At 59.2% G+C, this 17,900-nt stretch carries 19 protein-coding genes and 1 tRNA gene; 9 read left to right on the top strand and 11 right to left on the bottom strand.

Features of this window, described 5'->3' with window-relative positions; translation table 11 throughout:
* Positions 1-6: 6 nt before the first annotated feature.
* Together fdhE and NAV32_RS13220 are read left to right on the top strand one after the other, a co-directional pair.
* Positions 7-945, top strand: a complete 939-nt coding sequence (fdhE, locus tag NAV32_RS13225; protein ID WP_256053261.1) for a formate dehydrogenase accessory protein FdhE — start codon at positions 7-9, stop codon at positions 943-945.
* Positions 946-1,118: 173 nt separating this feature from the next.
* Positions 1,119-3,566: an acyl-CoA dehydrogenase gene (locus NAV32_RS13220; RefSeq protein ID WP_256053260.1), complete on the top strand. Its 2,448-nt coding sequence runs from the start codon at positions 1,119-1,121 to the stop codon at positions 3,564-3,566.
* A gap of 141 nt (positions 3,567-3,707) precedes the next feature.
* Here the strand turns inward: NAV32_RS13220 and dacB are convergent, their stop codons facing one another.
* On the bottom strand, positions 3,708-5,165 hold the full coding sequence (dacB, locus tag NAV32_RS13215) for a D-alanyl-D-alanine carboxypeptidase/D-alanyl-D-alanine endopeptidase (RefSeq protein WP_256053285.1): 1,458 nt from the start codon (positions 5,163-5,165) through the stop codon (positions 3,708-3,710).
* 258 nt (positions 5,166-5,423) lie between these two features.
* Here dacB and NAV32_RS13210 point away from each other — a divergent pair, with 258 nt between their 5' ends.
* On the top strand, positions 5,424-5,768 hold the full coding sequence (locus tag NAV32_RS13210) for a YggL family protein (protein WP_256053259.1): 345 nt from the start codon (positions 5,424-5,426) through the stop codon (positions 5,766-5,768).
* On the opposite strand, the gene NAV32_RS13205 is transcribed toward NAV32_RS13210, so the two are convergent.
* The 6 genes from NAV32_RS13205 to NAV32_RS13180 form a co-directional block, all read right to left on the bottom strand.
* Entirely contained in the window at positions 5,758-6,864 is a 1,107-nt protein-coding gene (locus NAV32_RS13205) for an FUSC family protein (protein WP_256053258.1), read from the bottom strand. The two genes, NAV32_RS13210 and NAV32_RS13205, sit on opposite strands and share 11 nt — an antisense overlap.
* A gap of 180 nt (positions 6,865-7,044) precedes the next feature.
* Positions 7,045-8,376: a deoxyguanosinetriphosphate triphosphohydrolase gene (locus NAV32_RS13200; RefSeq protein ID WP_256053257.1), complete on the bottom strand. Its 1,332-nt coding sequence runs from the start codon at positions 8,374-8,376 to the stop codon at positions 7,045-7,047.
* 254 nt (positions 8,377-8,630) lie between these two features.
* Complete coding sequence (locus tag NAV32_RS13195) at positions 8,631-8,930, bottom strand: hypothetical protein (protein WP_041014316.1); 300 nt, start codon at positions 8,928-8,930, stop codon at positions 8,631-8,633.
* On the bottom strand, positions 8,927-9,307 hold the full coding sequence (locus tag NAV32_RS13190; RefSeq protein WP_200599565.1) for a phage holin family protein: 381 nt from the start codon (positions 9,305-9,307) through the stop codon (positions 8,927-8,929). The genes NAV32_RS13195 and NAV32_RS13190 overlap by 4 nt, the downstream gene beginning before the upstream one ends.
* Positions 9,308-9,324: 17 nt before the next feature.
* Complete coding sequence (locus NAV32_RS13185) at positions 9,325-9,726, bottom strand: DUF883 family protein (RefSeq protein WP_256053256.1); 402 nt, start codon at positions 9,724-9,726, stop codon at positions 9,325-9,327.
* Between the two features lie 314 nt (positions 9,727-10,040).
* A complete protein-coding gene (locus NAV32_RS13180; protein ID WP_256053255.1) occupies positions 10,041-11,324 on the bottom strand; it encodes an OprD family porin in 1,284 nt (427 codons plus the stop codon).
* Between the two features lie 381 nt (positions 11,325-11,705).
* Between NAV32_RS13180 and NAV32_RS13175 the strand changes: the two genes are divergently transcribed.
* Positions 11,706-11,942 (top strand): glutaredoxin family protein, encoded by a 237-nt coding sequence (locus NAV32_RS13175; RefSeq protein ID WP_256053284.1) that lies wholly within the window; start codon positions 11,706-11,708, stop codon positions 11,940-11,942.
* 103 nt (positions 11,943-12,045) lie between these two features.
* Here the strand turns inward: NAV32_RS13175 and NAV32_RS13170 are convergent.
* From NAV32_RS13170 to mobA, 3 genes are all read right to left on the bottom strand, one after another.
* Positions 12,046-12,122, bottom strand: a tRNA-Pro gene (locus NAV32_RS13170).
* A gap of 105 nt (positions 12,123-12,227) precedes the next feature.
* Positions 12,228-12,449: a YgdI/YgdR family lipoprotein gene (locus NAV32_RS13165; RefSeq protein WP_256053254.1), complete on the bottom strand. Its 222-nt coding sequence runs from the start codon at positions 12,447-12,449 to the stop codon at positions 12,228-12,230.
* A gap of 48 nt (positions 12,450-12,497) precedes the next feature.
* Positions 12,498-13,100, bottom strand: a complete 603-nt coding sequence (mobA, locus tag NAV32_RS13160) for a molybdenum cofactor guanylyltransferase MobA (protein ID WP_256053253.1) — start codon at positions 13,098-13,100, stop codon at positions 12,498-12,500.
* Positions 13,101-13,166: 66 nt separating this feature from the next.
* Between mobA and moaB the strand changes: the two genes are divergently transcribed.
* From moaB to NAV32_RS13145, 3 genes are all read left to right on the top strand, one after another.
* Entirely contained in the window at positions 13,167-13,706 is a 540-nt protein-coding gene (gene moaB / locus NAV32_RS13155; RefSeq protein ID WP_256053252.1) for a molybdenum cofactor biosynthesis protein B, read from the top strand.
* Positions 13,703-14,920: a gephyrin-like molybdotransferase Glp gene (glp, locus tag NAV32_RS13150; protein ID WP_256053283.1), complete on the top strand. Its 1,218-nt coding sequence runs from the start codon at positions 13,703-13,705 to the stop codon at positions 14,918-14,920. The genes moaB and glp overlap by 4 nt, the downstream gene beginning before the upstream one ends.
* A 161-nt stretch (positions 14,921-15,081) precedes the next feature.
* Positions 15,082-16,116, top strand: coding sequence for an acyltransferase family protein (locus NAV32_RS13145; protein ID WP_256053251.1), 1,035 nt, complete (start codon positions 15,082-15,084; stop codon positions 16,114-16,116).
* Positions 16,117-16,120: 4 nt separating this feature from the next.
* On the opposite strand, the gene NAV32_RS13140 is transcribed toward NAV32_RS13145, so the two are convergent.
* Complete coding sequence (locus NAV32_RS13140; protein ID WP_256053250.1) at positions 16,121-16,414, bottom strand: I78 family peptidase inhibitor; 294 nt, start codon at positions 16,412-16,414, stop codon at positions 16,121-16,123.
* A gap of 137 nt (positions 16,415-16,551) precedes the next feature.
* Between NAV32_RS13140 and NAV32_RS13135 the strand changes: the two genes are divergently transcribed.
* Both NAV32_RS13135 and NAV32_RS13130 read left to right on the top strand, forming a co-directional pair.
* Positions 16,552-16,953, top strand: coding sequence for a PA2779 family protein (locus NAV32_RS13135; RefSeq protein WP_256053249.1), 402 nt, complete (start codon positions 16,552-16,554; stop codon positions 16,951-16,953).
* A 77-nt stretch (positions 16,954-17,030) separates the two neighbouring features.
* Positions 17,031-17,900, top strand: a complete 870-nt coding sequence (locus NAV32_RS13130) for a PA2778 family cysteine peptidase (protein WP_423836432.1) — start codon at positions 17,031-17,033, stop codon at positions 17,898-17,900.

Below are 17,900 nucleotides of genomic sequence, written 5' to 3'. Positions count from 1 at the left end.
GCATCGATGAAAGGGGCAGAAGTGGACCACAGCTATGGAAGTGCACCCTCGGGCATCATGCAGGCGCCAGAGGTCATCCTGGCAGACGCGAAGCTGTTCAGTAAGCGTGCCTTGCGCCTGCGCGAACTGGTCGAGCAGGTGCCGGCGCTGGACGAGTTCCTGGCGTTCATGGCTCGCCTGGCCCAGGCACAGCACCAGATACTGAGCGAACGCAAACCGGCCTGGCGGCCAGCGCCGGATGCCTTCGACGCCGCGCTACAACACGGCATGCCGCCGCTGGGGCATCGTGCGCTGCGTCGTGATATCGACTGGCAGGCCGATCTGCTGGCCATCCTTGATGCGCTCGATCTGCATGTGGGCGAGCGCCAGCGTCCCTTGCTGAAGGCTCTGCGCGAGATGACAGACGAACAGCGTGCTGCCCTGGCCGAAGATGTGCTGGAAGTGCGCCCCGGGAGCGAGGAGACACGAGGCCTGATGCCGTTGGTGGCGGCGGCGCTGCAGGTCAGCTGGCTGCGCCTGGCCCTGTCGCTGCCCAGACCACCAGAGAGACCGGACGAGCAGGCGCGTGCCCTGTGCCCCTGCTGCGGTTCCCTGCCGGTGGCCAGCGTGATCCATAGCGAACGTCAGCGCAGTGGCGTGCGCTATCTGCATTGCAGTCTGTGCGCCACCGAGTGGCATCTGGAACGGGTCAAGTGCAGCGAATGCGACAGCGCCAAACTGATCTACCTCAGCCTCGATGACGACAAGGGCAAGCCTTTTCTGCCCGTGCAGGCCGAAGCCTGCGGTGAGTGCCACAGCTATCTGAAAGTGGCCCAGCGCGAACTGCATGGGCGTGCCGATCCGGTCGCCGATGACCTGGCGAGCCTGGCGCTCGACCTGCTATTGGCCGAGCAGGGTGAGTATGAACGTATCGGTTACAACCCCTGGTTCATCACCGGCGGCTGACGTAGGCGCCTGAACGTCACAGGAACAGCTGATAGGTTAAGGTTGTCGTAGGTCATGTGTTAGCGGGAGCGTAATCCACGCCTGAAGGCTGCGGTTCCGGCGCAATGCCGCTCCTTCGCCGTTCCACACGCCTATGCTTATGGAAGAAGTCCTTCGTTCAACAAGGAAAACCTATGACTTTGCTCTGGCTGCTCGTTCTACTGCTCGGCATCGCCGTGATCGCCCATCTGCGGGTTTCGCCCGTACCAGCACTGGCCGTTGTTGCGGCATACCTTGTGCTTATGGGCGCCGCCGGTGAGCCCCCGGTCTGGCTCATGATCATTCTCTGGCTCGTGCTGATCGCCGTTGCCGTGCCGCTACTGGCTACCGATTTGCGCATCAAGTACTTCAGCAGGCCGATGTTCGACTGGTTCAAGAAGGTGCTGCCGCCGATCTCGGATACCGAGCGCGATGCCATCGAGGCCGGCAGCGTCTGGTGGGATGGCGAACTGTTCAGTGGTCGACCGAACTGGGACACCTTGCTGAGCTATCCGAAAGCCCGGCTCACTGAAGAAGAGCAGGCCTTCCTTGAGGGCCCTACCGAAACGCTCTGCGCCATGGTCAGCGACTGGGATATCGGTCAGCGGCTGGATCTGCCCCAACACGCCTGGGATTACATCAAGGCCGAAGGCTTTTTTGCCCTCATCATTCCCAAGGAGTACGGCGGCAAGGGCTTTTCAGCCTACGCTCACTCGCAGATTGTGATGAAGCTGGCCACCCGCAGTGGTGATCTCGCCAGCACCGTCATGGTGCCCAACTCGCTCGGGCCAGCTGAGCTGCTGATGCATTACGGCACCGACGAGCAGCGCAACCATTACCTGCCGCGACTGGCCAACGGCACAGATATTCCCTGCTTCGCCCTGACCGGCCCCTATGCCGGCTCCGATGCGGGCGCGATGAACGACAGTGGCGTGATCTGCAGAGGTATGTGGCAAGGCGAAGAAGTGCTCGGGCTGCGCCTGAACTGGGAAAAGCGCTACATCACCCTGGGGCCGGTCGCGACCTTGCTTGGCGTTGCCTTCAAAACCTATGATCCCGAACATCTGTTGGGCGACGAGGAAAGCCTGGGGATCAGCCTGGCCCTGATTCCTACTGACACGGCGGGCGTCGAGATCGGTCGCCGGCATCTGCCTCTGGGCGCGGCCTTCATGAACGGGCCGAACTGGGGCAACAACGTATTCGTACCGCTGGAGGCCATCATTGGCGGGCGCGAGATGATCGGCAAGGGCTGGATGATGCTGATGAATTGCCTCTCGGTTGGCCGCTCCATCTCGCTGCCGGCCACGGGCGTCAGTGCCGCCAAGACCTGCAGCTACGTCAGTGGACGTTACGCACGTATCCGCGAACAGTTCGGTGTGCCGCTGGCGGCATTCGAGGGCATTCAGGAGCCGCTGGCCCGCATTGGCGGCAATGCCTGGCTGATGGACAGTGCGCGCATCCTGACCGCCAGTGCCGTGGATCTGGGCGAAAAGCCCTCGGTGCTTTCGGCCATCCTGAAATACCACCTGACCGAGCGTGGCCGCCAGTGCATCACCGATGCCATGGACATCCACGCCGGCAAGGGCATCATCATGGGGCCGAACAACTACCTTGGCCGCCTGTGGTTGTCCGCGCCGATCTCCATTACCGTCGAAGGCGCCAACATTCTTTCGCGCAACCTGATGATCTTTGGTCAGGGCGCGATCCGCTGCCATCCGTTTGTGCTGCGCGAAATGGAGCTGGTCCATGAGCCGGATCGCGACGCAGCCGTGGCGAAATTCGACAAGCTGCTTATGCAGCATATCGGCTTTGCGGTCGGTAACACCGCCAGTACCTTCGTACTCGGGCTGACCTTTGGTCGACTCGGCAAGGCACCAGGCAGCGGCCTGACTCGGACTTATTTCCTGGCGCTGAACCGTATTGCTGCCGCCTTCGCCATGCTGGCAGACCTTTCCATGATGCTGCTGGGTGGCGAACTTAAACGCCGTGAACGCCTGTCGGCGCGTCTGGGAGATATCCTCAGCCAGCTGTACCTGGCGTCCGCCGCGCTCAAGCGTTATCAGGATCTGGGTCATCCGCAGGAGCAGGCACCCTTGCTGCGCTGGGCGCTGGAAGACTGCCTGTGTAAAGCCGAGCAGGCGCTGGCCGACACCCTTGCCAACTTCCCCAACCGGATTCTCGGCTGTGCATTGCAGTTACTGGTATTTCCCTTTGGCGCGCGACACAAGGGACCTTCCGATGAGCTGGATGCCGAAGTCGCCGCGATTCTTGGTCGCGCAGAGGGAGACCCGGCGCTTGAGCAGATTCTCGACGGTGTATACCGGCCAGAGAATACGGACGAGCCGCTCGGCGCGCTCAGGCATGCCTTCGATACGCTCGCTGAAACCCAGCCGCTGGCCAGAAAGCTGCAGCAGGCGATCAAGCGCGGCGAGCTGAATCCCGCCGCTACGCAGGATCCGATCAGCGCTGCGCTGGAGGCTGGCCTGCTCAGCCAGGAAGAGGGCACCCGGCTACGCAAGGCCGAAGTGGCCCGCCGCAAGGTCATCGACGTGGACGACTTTGGCAAGGAAGAGCTGGAGCTGAAGAGCGGGAAGGTGCGGTAGAGCGTGGATGACGCTTTTTTCATCCACCAATTGGGGTGCGCAGTTGGTGGACAAGCTTCGCGTTGTCCACCCTACGCCTACGAACTTGTTCGGCCGCTTGCTTGCCGAACAAGGTCGGCCCTTGATCCGGTGTCGTTCAGCTCAACGCTGTGCAGTGCTTTCGCTGCGCTGGTTGTAGAGGCTCACCAGTACCTGGTCCAACACCGAAGAGGCGCCCCAGGGGCGAGGGTGATTGAGGATGGCGACGACTGCCCAGGTGTTGCCGTCATTGTCGCGGCTGTACCCGGCGATGGCCCGTACGGTGTTCAGCGTGCCGGTCTTGATGTGCGCCTTGCCGGCGACGCCGGTGTTATGCAGGCGCTTGCGCATGGTGCCGTCCAGCGCGGCTACGGGCATCGATGAGATGAACTCGGCGGCGAACGGACTCTGCCAGGCGGCCTGCAGCAAACTGGCCAGCTCGCGAGCGCTGACGCGCTCGGCGCGCGACAGCCCCGAGCCGTTTTCCATCACCAGGTGCGGCGAGATCAGGCCTTTTTTTGCCAGCCATTGACGGATGACCCGTTGCGCAGCCATGGAGTCGTCAGGGTCCGCCTCGTTGCGAAACTCCGCACCCAGGCTCAGGAACAGCTGTCGGGCCATGGTGTTGTTGCTGTATTTGTTGATGTCCCGAATGATTTCCACCAGATCCGGCGACCAGGCGCGGGCGATCATCCGGGCGCTGTCAGGCACCGTGGCGACCCGATCTTCACCCAGAATGCTGCCGCCCAGCTCCTTCCAGATGGCGCGCACGGTGCCAGCGGCATAACGCTGATGGTCCAGCAGTGACAGATAGGTCTGCCCGCTGCAACCAGCCGGCAACTTGCCGGTAACCACCACTCTCACGCCGTTGGCTTCTTCAATGGGGTTGTAACGTATGTCCGGCCAGCCGGGGCATTTGGCTTTGGGCAGGGCTTCTATGCGGTTGTCGATGCGCACCGTGGCAATGGGCGGCTCGACCATGACGTTCACGTTCCCGTCGTTGTTGCGGGCGATAAAGCGAAGCGCCTTGAGGTTGACCAGCAGAGAGTCGGGGCCGACCAGAAAGGGTTTGTTCTTGTCATTGCCGTCGTCGTCAAAAACCGGTAGATCCGGCTGCACGAAATGGCTGCGGTCGAGAACCAGATCCCCGCTCACCGTCTGCACGCCGTTGGCCCGCAGGTCGCGCAGCAGCAGCCAGAGCTTTTCCATGTTCAGCTTGGGATCGCCACCACCCTTCAGATACAGATTGCCGTTGAGGATGCCGTTTTCAATGGGGCCATCGGCATGGAACTCGGTTTTCCACTGGTGATTGGGGCCTAGCAGCTCCAAGGCTGCATAGGTGGTGACCAGTTTCATGGTCGAGGCGGGATTGATCGAAACGTCGGCGTTAACGAAGGTCGGCGATGCGCTGCCGTTGAGGGGCAGCAACACAACGGACAGGGCGCTGCTCTCTATCTTGTTGGCCTTGAGTGCCTTCGCAACACTCGGGGGCAGGCTTTGGTTAGCCGTTTGGGCCAACGCCGGAAAAGCCAGCGGCATGGCCAGAGCGGCAATGGAGAGAGGGCGTATGAACCAGCGCATGGGAACGGATGAAATAAGTGACATGAAGATTCCCTACAGCTTTCAGGGAAGAAATAACGAGACACTATGCTCGCGCCTAAAGTTAACTACAGCACATGTTGCCAAGCGTAGCCGGCTGATTCGAGATTCTGCAAAGAGATTTACCGCAAGGTGTGACTTCTCCGGACAGGCAGTCTGCCAATCGGGGCTTGTAATCGCACAAGTACGGCGTAGCTGTTAGAGTGCGCGCCGTTATCCCGTTAAGAAAGGACCGAATCAATGGCTACCAATCGCTCGCGTCGCTTGCGCAAAAAACTCTGTGTCGACGAGTTCCAGGAACTGGGCTTCGAAGTCACGCTGTCCTATGTTGAAGGCCTCGACGCCAAGGCTGTGGACGAATTCCTGGAAGCCTTCCTGGTTGAGGCCATGGAAGCCAACGGGCTGGGCTACATCGGTGGCGAAGACTATGGCTTCGTGTGCCTGGGCAAGCGTGGTTCGGTCAGTGAAGAGCAGCGCACTCAAGTCGAAGCCTGGCTCAAGGGCCGTAGTGAGCTGACTGAGTTCGGCGTCAGCCCGCTGATGGACGTCTGGTATCCGGAAAACGAGATCAACGTCAAGGCGTGATCGAGTCGTCCCGGTCCCGGCTCCTGCCGTGACCAGATGCTGTGGATGGCCCGGTTTTGCGCAATGCAATCCGGGCGCTCAGCCGACGCAGCAGATACACCAGCAAAGTGACACCCAGCGCAACGCCAATGCCAATCGCGGCATTGATCAGGCGTATCTGGGGCATGTCCCAATCCAAAGCCAGGGTTTCGGTCAGCAGAATGAAACTCAGCGTCGTCTGCAACACAAAAAGCCTGTAATGATGGGCCTGAAATGCCCGGCTGAGCATCAGCAGTGGCAGCAGGATCATCACCATCAACGCTGGGTCTACCAGGCTGTGGCCCATGTAGATCAGTATGGCTGCCGCGCACAGAACCCCCAGGCTTGCCTGCAGTGCCCGTGCCAGGCTGCGCTGCACATCCATCTGCAAGACCACGAGTATCGCCAGCGTCAGCCAGTAGCCGCGTGATAGATCAGCAATGACCACAATCACACCGCCCAGCGCAGCTGCCAGTAGATGGGTCAAGGCCTGCAAACGCCACTGGCGAGCCGATGTGCGCCGTGCCCGTCGCCGCAGGACCTTGAACATGCTGAGCAGGCGCGGCATAGAGGGCCACATTCGCAGGCCGTGCAGGCCGCGCAAACCAAAAGCCAGTAGCGTGACCCACAGCCCGCCCAGGACAAACAGCATGGCGATCGCCTGCGGGTTGTTGAAATCACCGATGCCGTACTGGCCCTGGCCAAGGCACAGGCAGATGGCAAGGCCAATCCCCAGCTTGCCGGCTTCACTGCCGTAGCGTTGCAGCCAGGCCAGTAGCAATCCGTAGCAGGCAAACAGGCCCAAGCTGATAAGGGGATAGGACGCCGCCCAAAAACCGAGACCGGCGCTGCAGGCTCCGAGCGTAATCTGCATCAACATGCGTAGCATGCCGAGGCGGTGCAAGGGGTTGGCTCTGGCCGCCTGGAAGGCGCCCAGGGTTGCCCATAAAAACCCCGGATGTCCGCTGAACAGCCCGAGCAGAAGCGGCAGCGCGCAGCCCAGACCGGTAATCGTTGCCGCTCCCCAAGTAGGCGGGGCCGGTTTCCAGCTATTTCTGCGCCAGAGTGATTTCTCCACGACTATGTCCCTATTAGCGGTTACGAGCACTTGAAGTGTGAGGAACCAACTGTGGGAGCGGTCGGGCGGCGTTCCGCTTCAGCCGCGAAATTCGCGGAGCACGCCAGACTAAAAACCGCACCCACAAAAGCAGGATTGCTCTACCGGCACGTAATGGGAACATAACCTTATTCATGCTGCTCACGTCGGGCTTGAACGCCCGGTCATCTCCCCAGCCATTTCGGTGGCATAACTATCGGTCATGCCAGCGATGAAATCGATCATACGCAGGAAGGAGCGATAAAGCGGCCAGTCGGGGTCGGGAGCATTGCTGCCCAGGAGGTCGAGGATGCGGCGATTCTTGAACGAGAGCGTGCTCCCGCCGTGCTGTTCCAGTGCTGCACCACAGAAGGCGTTGAGCAGAATTTCAAGGGTGGTGTAGGCGCCGATTTCATGCAGAGTCTTGCGTTTGTCCTGGAAGATCTTTTCGCGCGCCATGGCCTTGGCCTGTACCACACAGGTTTTGGCCGGGCCGTGCATGTGCTCTACCAGGTCGCCCACGAGCGTGCCGGCCAGCAGTGCATCCTGCTGTTCGACGAAGGCGCTTGCTGCTGCGTTGGTCAGATGCTCGATGGCCTTGCCCCTGAGAATCGCCAGCTTGCGCCTGCGCGAGTCGCCGGGGCCGAGCAGACGATAGGTTTCCGGCAGGTCATCGCCGACCAGATTCAGCAGCAGCGCTTCCACTTCGGCATAGTCGAGCAACTCCATCTCCAGACCATCCTCGAGATCGATCAGGCCGTAGCAGATGTCGTCTGCCGCCTCCATCAGATACACCAGCGGATGGCGCGCCCAGCGTTGCTCTTCCAGTTGTGGCAGGCCGAGCTTCGATGCGATCTGTTCCAGCAGCGGCAACTCGCTCTGGTAACAGCCGAACTTGTGCTTCTTGTAACCGAGTGCCTCGGCGTGACGCGATGTCCAGGGGTACTTGAGATAGGTGCCGAGGGTGGCATAGGTCAGCCGTGTACCGCCGTCGAACTGATGATATTCAAGCTGGGTGAGTACCCGAAAGCCCTGTGCGTTGCCCTCGAAGTTGAGAAAGTCGGTGCGTTGAGCATCGCTCATGTCATCCAGCCAGCCGCGGCCAGCGGCCTGCTGAAACCAGTGGCGAATGGCATCCTCACCCGAATGGCCGAACGGTGGGTTACCTATGTCGTGGGCAAGACAGGCCGACTGCACGATCATGCCGAGGTCGGCAGGGCTGCACCACTCGGGCAGGTTTCCGCGCAGCACTTCGCCCACACGCATGCCCAGCGAGCGTCCGACACAGCTGACTTCCAGCGAATGCGTCAGGCGCGTGTGAATGTGATCATTGCTGGAGACCGGATGCACCTGCGTCTTGCGTCCGAGCCGGCGGAAAGCCCCGGAAAAGATGATCCTGTCATGATCCTTGTGAAACGGACTTCGACCAAGTTCTTCAGTGCTGTGAACAGACTTTCCGAGCCGTTCACGATTAAGCAGGGTATGCCAGTCCAAAGGGGGCTATCTCCTTGTGGCCGCCAGGGAGGCTGGTACGCCGACAGCGCAGTGTGGCGCATTCCAGGTATTGATTACAGGCCTGACCAGCACCCATAGGCCCGAGTTCATTCGGCCAGGATTGCCAGCAGAGGGCGAAAAGGTTCGGCCCTACGGTTCGACCATTTTGTCGCCGATTAGGCAGGGCCTGTAAATGCGGTTTCTGCTTTTTGGAACGTGCCGGATTGCAGTTATTTGCGCCATTGTGCCTTGGGCTACTGGCGCAGTTTGCGAACCAGCGGGTAGAGCGTGATTCCCAGACGTGCAAGCTTGCCTACTTTGCCCAGGCGCGGGCCGAATACGGCGAGTACAACGGTCGCAGCCAGCATCAGCGGCCCTTTTCCGTGGCGCTCGGAAGCTGCGCCACGGTTGCTCATGATGCTCTTGATACGCTGCACAGGATGAGCCAAAGGCTGCGCATGATAGAGGATCTGCTGACGATTCATCTCCATGCGCAGTCGAATCAGATCCTTGCGCAGGGCCAGATCGCTGGAAGTGCTGAGGGGAAGACTCATGGCAGTAAACGCTCCTGGTTGCGGGCCAGTTCCTCGACTGTTGCCTGGAAGGGCGACGCGCATGCCTTGGCGAGGCGAATGGCGCGGCTTATACACACCGCCATGACAATCGCATACACCAGACAGAGAATCAGAATGGCCGCGATGGGATTGGTTTCCCAGAAGGTGATGACGATGGCTGCTGAAAGCCCCACCAGAATCAGCAGGCCCAGGATCAGGCTGATACTTGCCAGAAGAAACAGCCTGAATACGCGGCTGCGCTCTTCCTGGAGCTCTATTCCAATCAGCTCCAGATGCCCTTGAAGAAGGCCGACAACCGCGCCGCCCATTTTTTTCAGGGACGGTGCGGGTGCTTCATCGGAATATTTTGCTTCCATTGGCCTGCTTTCCTCCTTCAGCGGCGCATGATCATGCCAAGAAGAAAGCCGGCGCCCGCAGCAATACCAATGGACTGCCAAGGGTGCGTTTGAACGTATTCTTCCGTGCACTGAATGGCCGCTTCACTCTGATCGCGCAGCGTGCTTTCCTGCTCCTTCAACATTTCCCGGGCACGACTCATGTTGGCGGTGATTTTCCCGCGCAATTCTTCGGTCTGGCTTCCGGCGGTGTCCTGAGTGTGTTTGAGCAGACGCTCGGTATCTGCGATAAGCGTGTGGAATTCTTCGATCAGTGCGTTCTGTGCAGCCTGAAGGTTGCGGCGGTGAGCTGATTTGTCGATCAGCGAGCCGGTAGAGCCAGCGGTTGCATCAGGGATAGGGGTGTTATCACTGGTGCTGAAAGTGGATTCGGTAGACATCTGCTTGCTCCTTGGTGAAGTCATGGGAATGGTGACGGTACTTCAAGTTCGAGCATGACGGTGACGCAAGGTTCCCGCTTCGTTTTGAATGAAGCAGCGGAAAGCTGCGGTTACGGTGAGAAGTGAAATGACTCGGGTTTGTGTTGAGCGTGCAGTGAGCCTCAGAAACGCCTGCGGTGATTCCACCCTTTAATTGCACAGCACTTTTATCACAGGCGGAATTGATAAAGCCTGTAATACGCAACCTTCCTGAAAAGAAAAACCCGCCGAAGCGGGTCTTTCTGACTACTGCATCGAGATGCGGTAGGCCGCTATTACATCAGCGGGATGGTGTAGCTAACGATCAGACGGTTTTCGTCAAGGTTGTTACCGCTATTGCCCGCAATGTTGCCGCGGGAAGTTGCGTTACGCCATTTAACGTTGAGGTTCTTCAGTGCACCTTCCTGGAAGGTGTAACCGATGTCCATGTCGCGTTCCCACAGCTTGCCTTCGGACTGACCTGCTCCACGGTCTACATTGTCGCCCGTGATGTAGCGGGTCATGAAGGTCAGACCAGGAATGCCGACAGAAGCAAAGTTGAAGTCATAGCGGGCCTGATAGGAGCGCATGTCAGCAAATGCAAAGTCGTTGATCTGGACATAGTTGACCAGGAAGGGGTCTGTGACCTCGGCCATATAGGCGAAACCGGTGTCGCCACTCATTTTCTGATAGCCGAGACCAAAGCTGTGACCGCTAAGTGAGTAGGTGACCATGGCGCCCAAGGCGCGGTTGTCGACGTTGGACGAGCCGTCTTCAGAAGAGCGTGCATAACGCAGATCTGTTTTGAGGGACTGTTTGTCACCCAGCGGAAGTATATGTACCAAGTTGGTCGAGTGCTGTTTGTAGACTTCTTCCAGGTTGCTGTAGTAGTACGAAGCAGTAAGGTCATCAGTCAGCTTGTAGCTGCCGCCTGCAAAGATAAAATCATCTGCATCAGTGGCATTAATGGCAGGCTCACCAACAGCTGCACCTTTACCGCCGTAGCCCAGACCTTCATTGTTGGACGAGTTGCGATGGTTGGCGCGGTTGAGATAGCCGCCATCCAGAGTCAGTCCCGTGATTTCCTTGGAGACAATCTGTGCGCCCTGGAAGGTTTGTGGCAGCAGGCGAGAATCGCTGGAGGAAATCGCCATGTTCTTGGGTTGGAGAGTACCAACTTTCAGAATGGTTTCAGATACCTTGAATTTTGCAGCGAGACCCAGCGACGAGTAATCATCGGCAGCTTTGCCTGAGTCTCCGACGGGCAGCAGTTGCGTACCGTCACGGCCACCGCCCGAATCGAGCTTGACGCCCAGCAGGCCAAGCGCATCAACGCCAAAGCCTACAGTACCTTCAGTAAAGCCGGACTCAACGCGGAGGATGAAGCCTTGAGCCCATTCTTCTGCTTTGTTGTTTGCGGTATTCGGGTTTCCGCGGAAGTCACGGTTGAAATAGAAGTTACGCAGCTCCAGGCCAGCCTTTGTATCTTCGATAAAAGCAGCTTGAGCCATGGAAGGAATGGCTAGGGTTGCTCCCAGAGTGGCCAGGGCCACGCCCCGGGCGATTGGGGTCTTGAGCATTTCTTGTTCTCCTCGTTGGATGATGCTCTGAAGGTCGCTCTTACGGCGACATGCAATAAAACATTTCATCATTGTTTCAGCCTTTAGACCTTAGTCTTTAGGGCTGGGGCGTCAAGGTCAGGAGTGGTTTGTTCGATAGTCTCGTTAGGCTACAAAACGTCTTACCACTTCCGGCCCGCCGGATTATTGTTCAGGTGGGCAGCCGAATCCTAACGGTTTGATGGCCACTAGTCGAATGCCGAAGTCAAACTCTTGTTTGAGTGAGGGTGGCGTCTCGTTTTTTGACCTGCACCGAACGTGGTGGGCCAGACGGCTGCCAATTGCTCGGTAATCAACCTGCTAGAATCAGTCGCTCGACAAATCCTTCGACGGGCCGCCGTGATGCTTCCTGAATGCCAGCTGTTTGGAACCCTGGGCTGCCACCTGTGTGAGCAGGCTGAGGCGGTCGTGATGCCGCTGGTGGAGCACGGGCTGCTGGTGAAGCTGCTGGACGTGGCGGACAGGGTGGAATGGGTCGAGGATTACGGCCTGCGTATTCCCGTACTGCGTCGGGTGGATACGGGGGCGGAGCTGGATTGGCCGTTTGAAGTTGAGCAGGTTGTCCGCTTTCTTGAATGAATGAAGAGCGGCAAAATGTCGCCAGGCCAAAACAGAAAAACCGGCTGCAAGAGCCGGTTTATATGCATCAGATAGCACGCCAAAAAGCGCTGATATCGGGAAATGGTCGGAGCGACTGGATTCGAACCAGCGACCTTCTCGTCCCGAACGAGACGCGCTACCAAGCTGCGCTACGCTCCGAAGATGGCGCGCATTTTACCTAAAAGGTTTTGTTTCACAAGAGCTTAGCGCCCGTTTTTTTAATGTGCCGGTGCTGTGGCCGACACATGACGAGCGCCAGGGAAATCAGAGTTCCTTGACGGTGCGAACCTGATCCTTGTTGACCTTGCCAGGCTTGCCATCCAGTCCTTCGTATTCATAGAAGCCGGATTCATCGTCGAAGTCAGGGTGATCCAGTGTCTGGATTTCACGACCATCGTTGAGCGTAATGACGCTGGGGCTCGAGCAGCCGGCAAGCAGGAGCAGGCCGAGCAGCAATGTCAGGGTAGGGGCGATTCCTGAGCGCATGGTGATTCTCCTCAATGGTGGGTGTATCTGTGACGTGTCCGGGTCGAGTCAAGTTCCCATGGGTGGTGTGTGCCTGGCGAGCAGTTCAGGAGCGTTCAGGTTGGCAAGGCGGGGGTCGTCTTCGAACAGCTCAAGGCTACGCGCGCCTAGTTCAACGAGTATGCGGCGGTTGCTTCTTTCGCCCGCTTGCCACGCGGCTTCGATTGCACCAGCGATGCTCAGTGGAATGACGCAGAAAAGCGGTTCCCATTGTGTGTCGCGCCGCACCATGACAGGCGTGTCCGGTATTTCACGCGCAATGCCGTGAAGCTGCAGGAGCAGTGCTTCATCGATCAGTGGGGCGTCGCACGGCAAGACCATCATCCAGCGGTGGCGCGCCGCCGCAAGGCCTGCGCGAATACCGGCAAGTGGGCCGGGGAAGTCAGGCTCATCGTCGCTGACAAGCTGGTCAGCGAACGGGGTATAGCGTTCCGGATTGCGGTTGCATGAGATGAGCAGGTCGTCGGTCAGCGGTCGTGCTACTCGCTGCGCCCAGGCTACGAGTGGCTTGCCGTGCCATTCGACCAGGCCCTTGTCATGCCCGCCCATCCGCTGCCCACGGCCACCGGCAAGCAGCAGGATTGAGCAATCGGCAAGCAGGTGTTGTGGCATCAGATGCTCCGGCAAAAGCCTGTGATATAACACCCCGCATCGCAGACCAACAACCGGAAGCCGTTTATGAGTCACCTTGCCGAGCAGTCTTTTGTCCCTCTCAATATTGCCGTTCTGACCGTCAGCGATACACGCTCGCTGGATACCGACACCTCTGGCCAACTGCTTGTCGAGAAGCTTCTTGCTGCTGGACACCGGCTTGCCGAGCGTGTGTTGCTGAAGGACGACATCTATCGCATTCGTGCGCAGGTTGCCCACTGGATCGCCGAAGACAGGGTGCAGGTTGTGCTGATCACCGGAGGCACCGGCTTTACCGCGCGTGACAGCACGCCGGAAGCGGTTCTCTGCCTGCTGGACAAGCAGGTTGATGGCTTTGGTGAGTTGTTCCGGCAGATATCGGTTGCGGATATCGGTACTTCCAGCGTGCAGTCTCGGGCCCTGGCGGGCCTGGCCAATGCAACGCTGGTTTGCTGTATGCCGGGGTCGACCAATGCCTGCCGAACCGCCTGGGACGGCATCCTTGCCGAGCAGCTCGATGCGCGTCATCGTCCCTGCAATTTTGTTGCCCATCTCAAGCAGGCTGCGCCATGCGAGAGCCGCTCATGACGGCGGGCGCACCATCGTCGGCGCTGATGTCGGTGGAGGCGGCGCGCGAAGCCCTGCTGAAACTGGCCCATGACGCCGCAATCCAGGAAATCGAGAGCGTTACGTTGGATGAGGCGCTGGGACGTGTGCTGGCCGAGCCGCTGGTTGCACAGCTGGATCTGCCACCGTGGCCCAATAGCGCGATGGATGGATATGCCCTGCGTCAGGCGGATCTGGAGGGCCAGCCGTTAGTGGTCTGCCAGAAGATTTTCGCGGGCAGTCAGCCGTTGCCGCTGCAACCGGGCTGCTGTGCGCGGATCTTTACCGGTGCGCCGATGCCGGAAGGCGCAGACAGTGTCGAGATGCAGGAGAATGTCGAGGTTCTTGAAGATGGTCGCGTGCGCTTTGTCGAGCCAGTCCGGCGCGGCCAGCATGTACGGCCGCAAGCGGGCGAAGCACGCACTGGTGAAACCGTGCTGGAAGCCGGCGTGATCCTGGGGCCGATCGAGCTGGGGCTTGCGGCATCATTGGGGGTTGCCCGGCTGAAGGTGGTGCGTCGGCTAAGGGTGGCGTTGCTCTCTACTGGCGATGAGCTGGTGGAGCCGGGACAGCCACTGGCGCCTGGGCAGATCTACAACAGTAATCGTGTGCTGCTGCGACACTGGTTGCAGCGCCTGGGTTGTGAGGTGATTGATGGCGGAATCGTGCCGGATGATCCCGCGCAGGTTCGTCAGTGCCTGGCTGGGTTGCAGCAGGTGGATCTGATTCTTTCCACGGGCGGCGTTTCGGTTGGTGAGGCCGATTATCTCGGTCAGGTCATGCGGGAAGAGGGTGAGCTGGCCTTCTGGAAGCTGGCCATCAAACCGGGCAAACCGCTGACCTGTGGCACCTATCACGGAGTGGCGGTGATTGGTCTGCCCGGCAATCCGGCGTCCACGCTGGTGACGTTTGGCTTGTTTGCGCGGCCTTATCTGCTTCGCCGCATGGGTGTCTCTCAGGTAGATCCCCTGAGTTTTCCAGTACCCGCCGGATTCGTCTGGGACAAGCCGGGCAAGCGTCGCGAGTTTTTACGTGCGCGGTTGGAGGCGGGAAGGGCGGTGCTCTACCCCAATCAGAGCTCATCCATCCTGCGCAGCGCAGCCTGGGCCGATGGGTTGGTGGAAATACGCGAACACAGCCAACTGCGTGAAGGTGATCCGGTAGCTTTCATCTCCTTCGCCGAACTGTTTGGCTGACACGCCTGTTCTCGGGCCGCACGACAGACGGTCGAGCGGCCCGAACTCCCGTTCAGCATTCGCTGACAACGGATGGTGCTTTTTCTTGTCTAGTCCTCTTCATCCTGCCAGTGGCTGGTCGGGACACGTCTGCTATTGCACAGATGATGAGGAGGAGCGCAATGCAGGAAAGAAATGCCTGGGTCGATTATGCCAAGGGCATCGGCATCATTCTGGTGGTCTATGGACATGTGGCGCGCGGTGTCTTCAATGCTGGCCTGCCGATGGATGAAGGTCGCTACGTGCTGGTGGACAGCATCATCTACAGCTTCCATATGCCCTTGTTCTTCTTTCTTTCGGGGCTGTTCTTTTACGACTCATTGATGAAGCGGGGCAAGACAGGGCTGATCGTCAATAAGGTCGATACCATCGTCTATCCGTTTCTGCTCTGGTCGCTGTTGCAGGGGCTGTTCGAGGTGGTCTTGTCGGATTACACCAACGGTGATGTCGCTCTCTCGAGCGTTCTGTTTTCGTTGGTCTGGTCGCCGCGAGCGCAGTTTTGGTTTCTTTATGCGCTGTTTCTGATTTTCGTGGTGTGTTCGTTCGTTTATGCCAGGGCCGGGCGCCGCTTGTTTCTGCCCATACTGCTGGCGTTCGCCATTCTTTACCTCTTCAGGCAGGCCATGCTGGCCAACAGTGCTGTGCAGTTCGTGCTGGGTAATGCCATATTTTTCGCATTGGGTATCTGGATCAACGAGGTCAAGGCCTTTCTTCTGGCCCGTCATACCCAATTGATGCTGCTGTTTGGCGCGTTGTTCATAGCGGGACAGTATGCGTTTCACGTTCCACTGGGGCTGACTTGGGACGTCGGTGGAGTGGCCGCCCTGGCGCTGGCGACCATTTCGATTCTGTTCATGGTCACGCTGTCGATGTGGTTGGGGCGGTTTCGTATCCAGTGGCTGCTGTTTTTCGGCGCTTCTTCAATGACAATTTATCTGCTGCATATCCTGGCGGGCAGCGGTGTGCGGGTGATCATGAGTGCTTTTCTGGATATTGACTCCATAGTTGCGCACTTGCTGGTCGGTACGTTGATAGGGCTTGCGGTACCCTTGCTGGCGCAGGTGATCATCCAGCGTTACAACCTGTACTTCCTGTTGACGCCTCCCAGGTCGGTGTCGGCGAACAGCCTGCGCAATCGTACAATGGCTCATCAATAACCAGTCAGCCGCAGCCGATGCGAGTGATCCGTCCATCTTTGTCCGTCGACAGTGTCAGGCGCTGGGCGTTGTATTCCAGTGTGACGATGTCGTCAGGCCGGAGCAGGCGTGCCACTTCTGCACCACTGTCGCGACGGGCCTGGTCGAGCAGGACGGGGCTGGCCTGCTTGCCAATGAGGCCGCGAACCGCTGCGGCGTTGCAGTCGCCCGTAGTGGCTGGAGATTGTGTCGATGGCGATGACTCGCAGCCTGCCAGCGTCAGGCCGAGCAGTATCAATAGGGTTGTTTGGATGTTCATGCTTTCTCCGGATGTTCTTGAGCTGTGCGAGACAGAAAATCACCTTGAAGGGAACTGGCGCAACAGTGACCACGTCTTAGCTGCGATGGCCCACAGCGACGGCGCGAGGGCTGATGAACACAATAAGGAGTTCCGCCATGTTCAATTCGTCCCTGATGAAGCGTGTTGCCAGTATTCTTGCTGCGATGCATTTCATGCTCTTTGCGCAAATTCCCCTGGCTCAGGCCGCGATGATAGGCACGCCGGAGGTGATTGCCGAGCAACAGCAGCAGGTTGATCGACAGCAGTTGCTGACGATGCTCGACGATACCGATGTGCAGAAGAAGCTCGAATCCATGGGTGTCGAGCGTAATCAGGTCGAACAGCGTATCAACAGTCTGACACCTGCGGAGCTTGCGCAATTCAATCAGCAACTGGATCAGGCACCGGCCGGTGCGGGCGTGGTTGGGGTCATTGTGCTGTTTCTGGTGATCTTCATCATCACCGACATGCTGTGCGCGACCAATATCTTCAACTTCATCAATTGCATCAACCGTTGATTGGAAGGCTGCTCCTGCTGTTGGGCGCCATTCTGCTCGGGGCTTGCGCGCGCAGTCCGGTGCCGGTGACGGGCAGCATGGGTCTGCCCGAAAGGGTTGAGCTGGTCGACGTGCCGTTTTACCCGCAGGAAGATTACCAGTGCGGACCGGCTGCGCTGGCGACCATGCTGACTCATCGGGGCATCGGCACTGATCCCGAGCAGTTGGTCGAGCGCGTTTATATTCCGGAGCGCAAGGGTAGCCTGCAGATCGAAATGGTGGCTGCGGCCAGAGCTCACGATCTGCTGGTCTATCCGCTTGAGCCGCGTCTGGATGCGTTGCTTGCTGAGGTTGCGGCGGGCAATCCGGTGCTGGTGTTGCAGAACCTTGCCTTCGACCGCTGGCCCCAGTGGCATTTTGCGGTTGTGGTGGGTTATGACCTGGCGAGCCAGACAATTATCCTGCGATCCGGAACCACTCAGCGCTGGACGGGCAGCTTTCACCAGTTCGAGCGCAGTTGGGCCAAGGGTGATCGTTGGGCTGTGGTAACGGTTGAGCCTGGTCAGCTGCCCGCGGGTGCGAGGGAGACCGTGTGGCTGAAGGCAGCGAATGATCTGGAGCAGACCGGACGCAAGGATGCGGCCCGGAAGGCTTATGAGGCGGCGACGGCGCATTGGTCTGGCGGTCTGTCCTGGTTTGCACTGGCCAATAGCTTGTATGCGGAGGGTGACCGGCACGCAGCGGAAGAGGCCTTGCGCAGCAGCATTGCGAGTGATGACGCCTTCGCGGCGGGCTGGTTCAACCTCGCCCAACTGCTGGCCGAGCGTGGTTGCGCGACACAGGCTTCCAGGGCGAAAGCCTGCGCTGTTCAATTGGCCCCCGAGGATAAGCGGTTTGCTGTCGGGTTGTCGCAGCAGCGCGAGCAGGCGGGGGGCTGTGAGTCACTGCCGGCGTGTCCGGTGCAGTGA

Source organism: Stutzerimonas stutzeri (assembly GCF_024448695.1).
Taxonomy (GTDB): domain Bacteria; phylum Pseudomonadota; class Gammaproteobacteria; order Pseudomonadales; family Pseudomonadaceae; genus Stutzerimonas; species Stutzerimonas stutzeri_T.
Note: the sequence above shows the minus strand (reverse complement) of the source record. Positions and strands in the feature narration are given on the sequence as shown.

Excerpts from the sequence above, each read along its gene's own strand:
- moaB (WP_256053252.1), top strand. The coding sequence starts at position 13,167 with ATGAGTCACCTTGCCGAGCAGTCTTTTGTCCCTCTCAATATTGCCGTT.
- NAV32_RS13135 (WP_256053249.1), top strand. The coding sequence starts at position 16,552 with ATGTTCAATTCGTCCCTGATGAAGCGTGTTGCCAGTATTCTTGCTGCG.
- NAV32_RS13220 (WP_256053260.1), top strand. The coding sequence starts at position 1,119 with ATGACTTTGCTCTGGCTGCTCGTTCTACTGCTCGGCATCGCCGTGATC.
- NAV32_RS13180 (WP_256053255.1), bottom strand. The coding sequence starts at position 11,324 with ATGCTCAAGACCCCAATCGCCCGGGGCGTGGCCCTGGCCACTCTGGGA.
- NAV32_RS13190 (WP_200599565.1), bottom strand. The coding sequence starts at position 9,307 with ATGGAAGCAAAATATTCCGATGAAGCACCCGCACCGTCCCTGAAAAAA.
- NAV32_RS13130 (WP_423836432.1), top strand. The coding sequence starts at position 17,031 with ATGGGTCTGCCCGAAAGGGTTGAGCTGGTCGACGTGCCGTTTTACCCG.
- mobA (WP_256053253.1), bottom strand. The coding sequence starts at position 13,100 with ATGCCACAACACCTGCTTGCCGATTGCTCAATCCTGCTGCTTGCCGGT.
- NAV32_RS13145 (WP_256053251.1), top strand. The coding sequence starts at position 15,082 with ATGCAGGAAAGAAATGCCTGGGTCGATTATGCCAAGGGCATCGGCATC.
- NAV32_RS13140 (WP_256053250.1), bottom strand. The coding sequence starts at position 16,414 with ATGAACATCCAAACAACCCTATTGATACTGCTCGGCCTGACGCTGGCA.
- NAV32_RS13195 (WP_041014316.1), bottom strand. The coding sequence starts at position 8,930 with ATGAGTCTTCCCCTCAGCACTTCCAGCGATCTGGCCCTGCGCAAGGAT.
- fdhE (WP_256053261.1), top strand. The coding sequence starts at position 7 with ATGAAAGGGGCAGAAGTGGACCACAGCTATGGAAGTGCACCCTCGGGC.
- NAV32_RS13185 (WP_256053256.1), bottom strand. The coding sequence starts at position 9,726 with ATGTCTACCGAATCCACTTTCAGCACCAGTGATAACACCCCTATCCCT.
- glp (WP_256053283.1), top strand. The coding sequence starts at position 13,703 with ATGACGGCGGGCGCACCATCGTCGGCGCTGATGTCGGTGGAGGCGGCG.
- NAV32_RS13210 (WP_256053259.1), top strand. The coding sequence starts at position 5,424 with ATGGCTACCAATCGCTCGCGTCGCTTGCGCAAAAAACTCTGTGTCGAC.
- NAV32_RS13165 (WP_256053254.1), bottom strand. The coding sequence starts at position 12,449 with ATGCGCTCAGGAATCGCCCCTACCCTGACATTGCTGCTCGGCCTGCTC.
- NAV32_RS13175 (WP_256053284.1), top strand. The coding sequence starts at position 11,706 with ATGCTTCCTGAATGCCAGCTGTTTGGAACCCTGGGCTGCCACCTGTGT.
- dacB (WP_256053285.1), bottom strand. The coding sequence starts at position 5,165 with ATGCGCTGGTTCATACGCCCTCTCTCCATTGCCGCTCTGGCCATGCCG.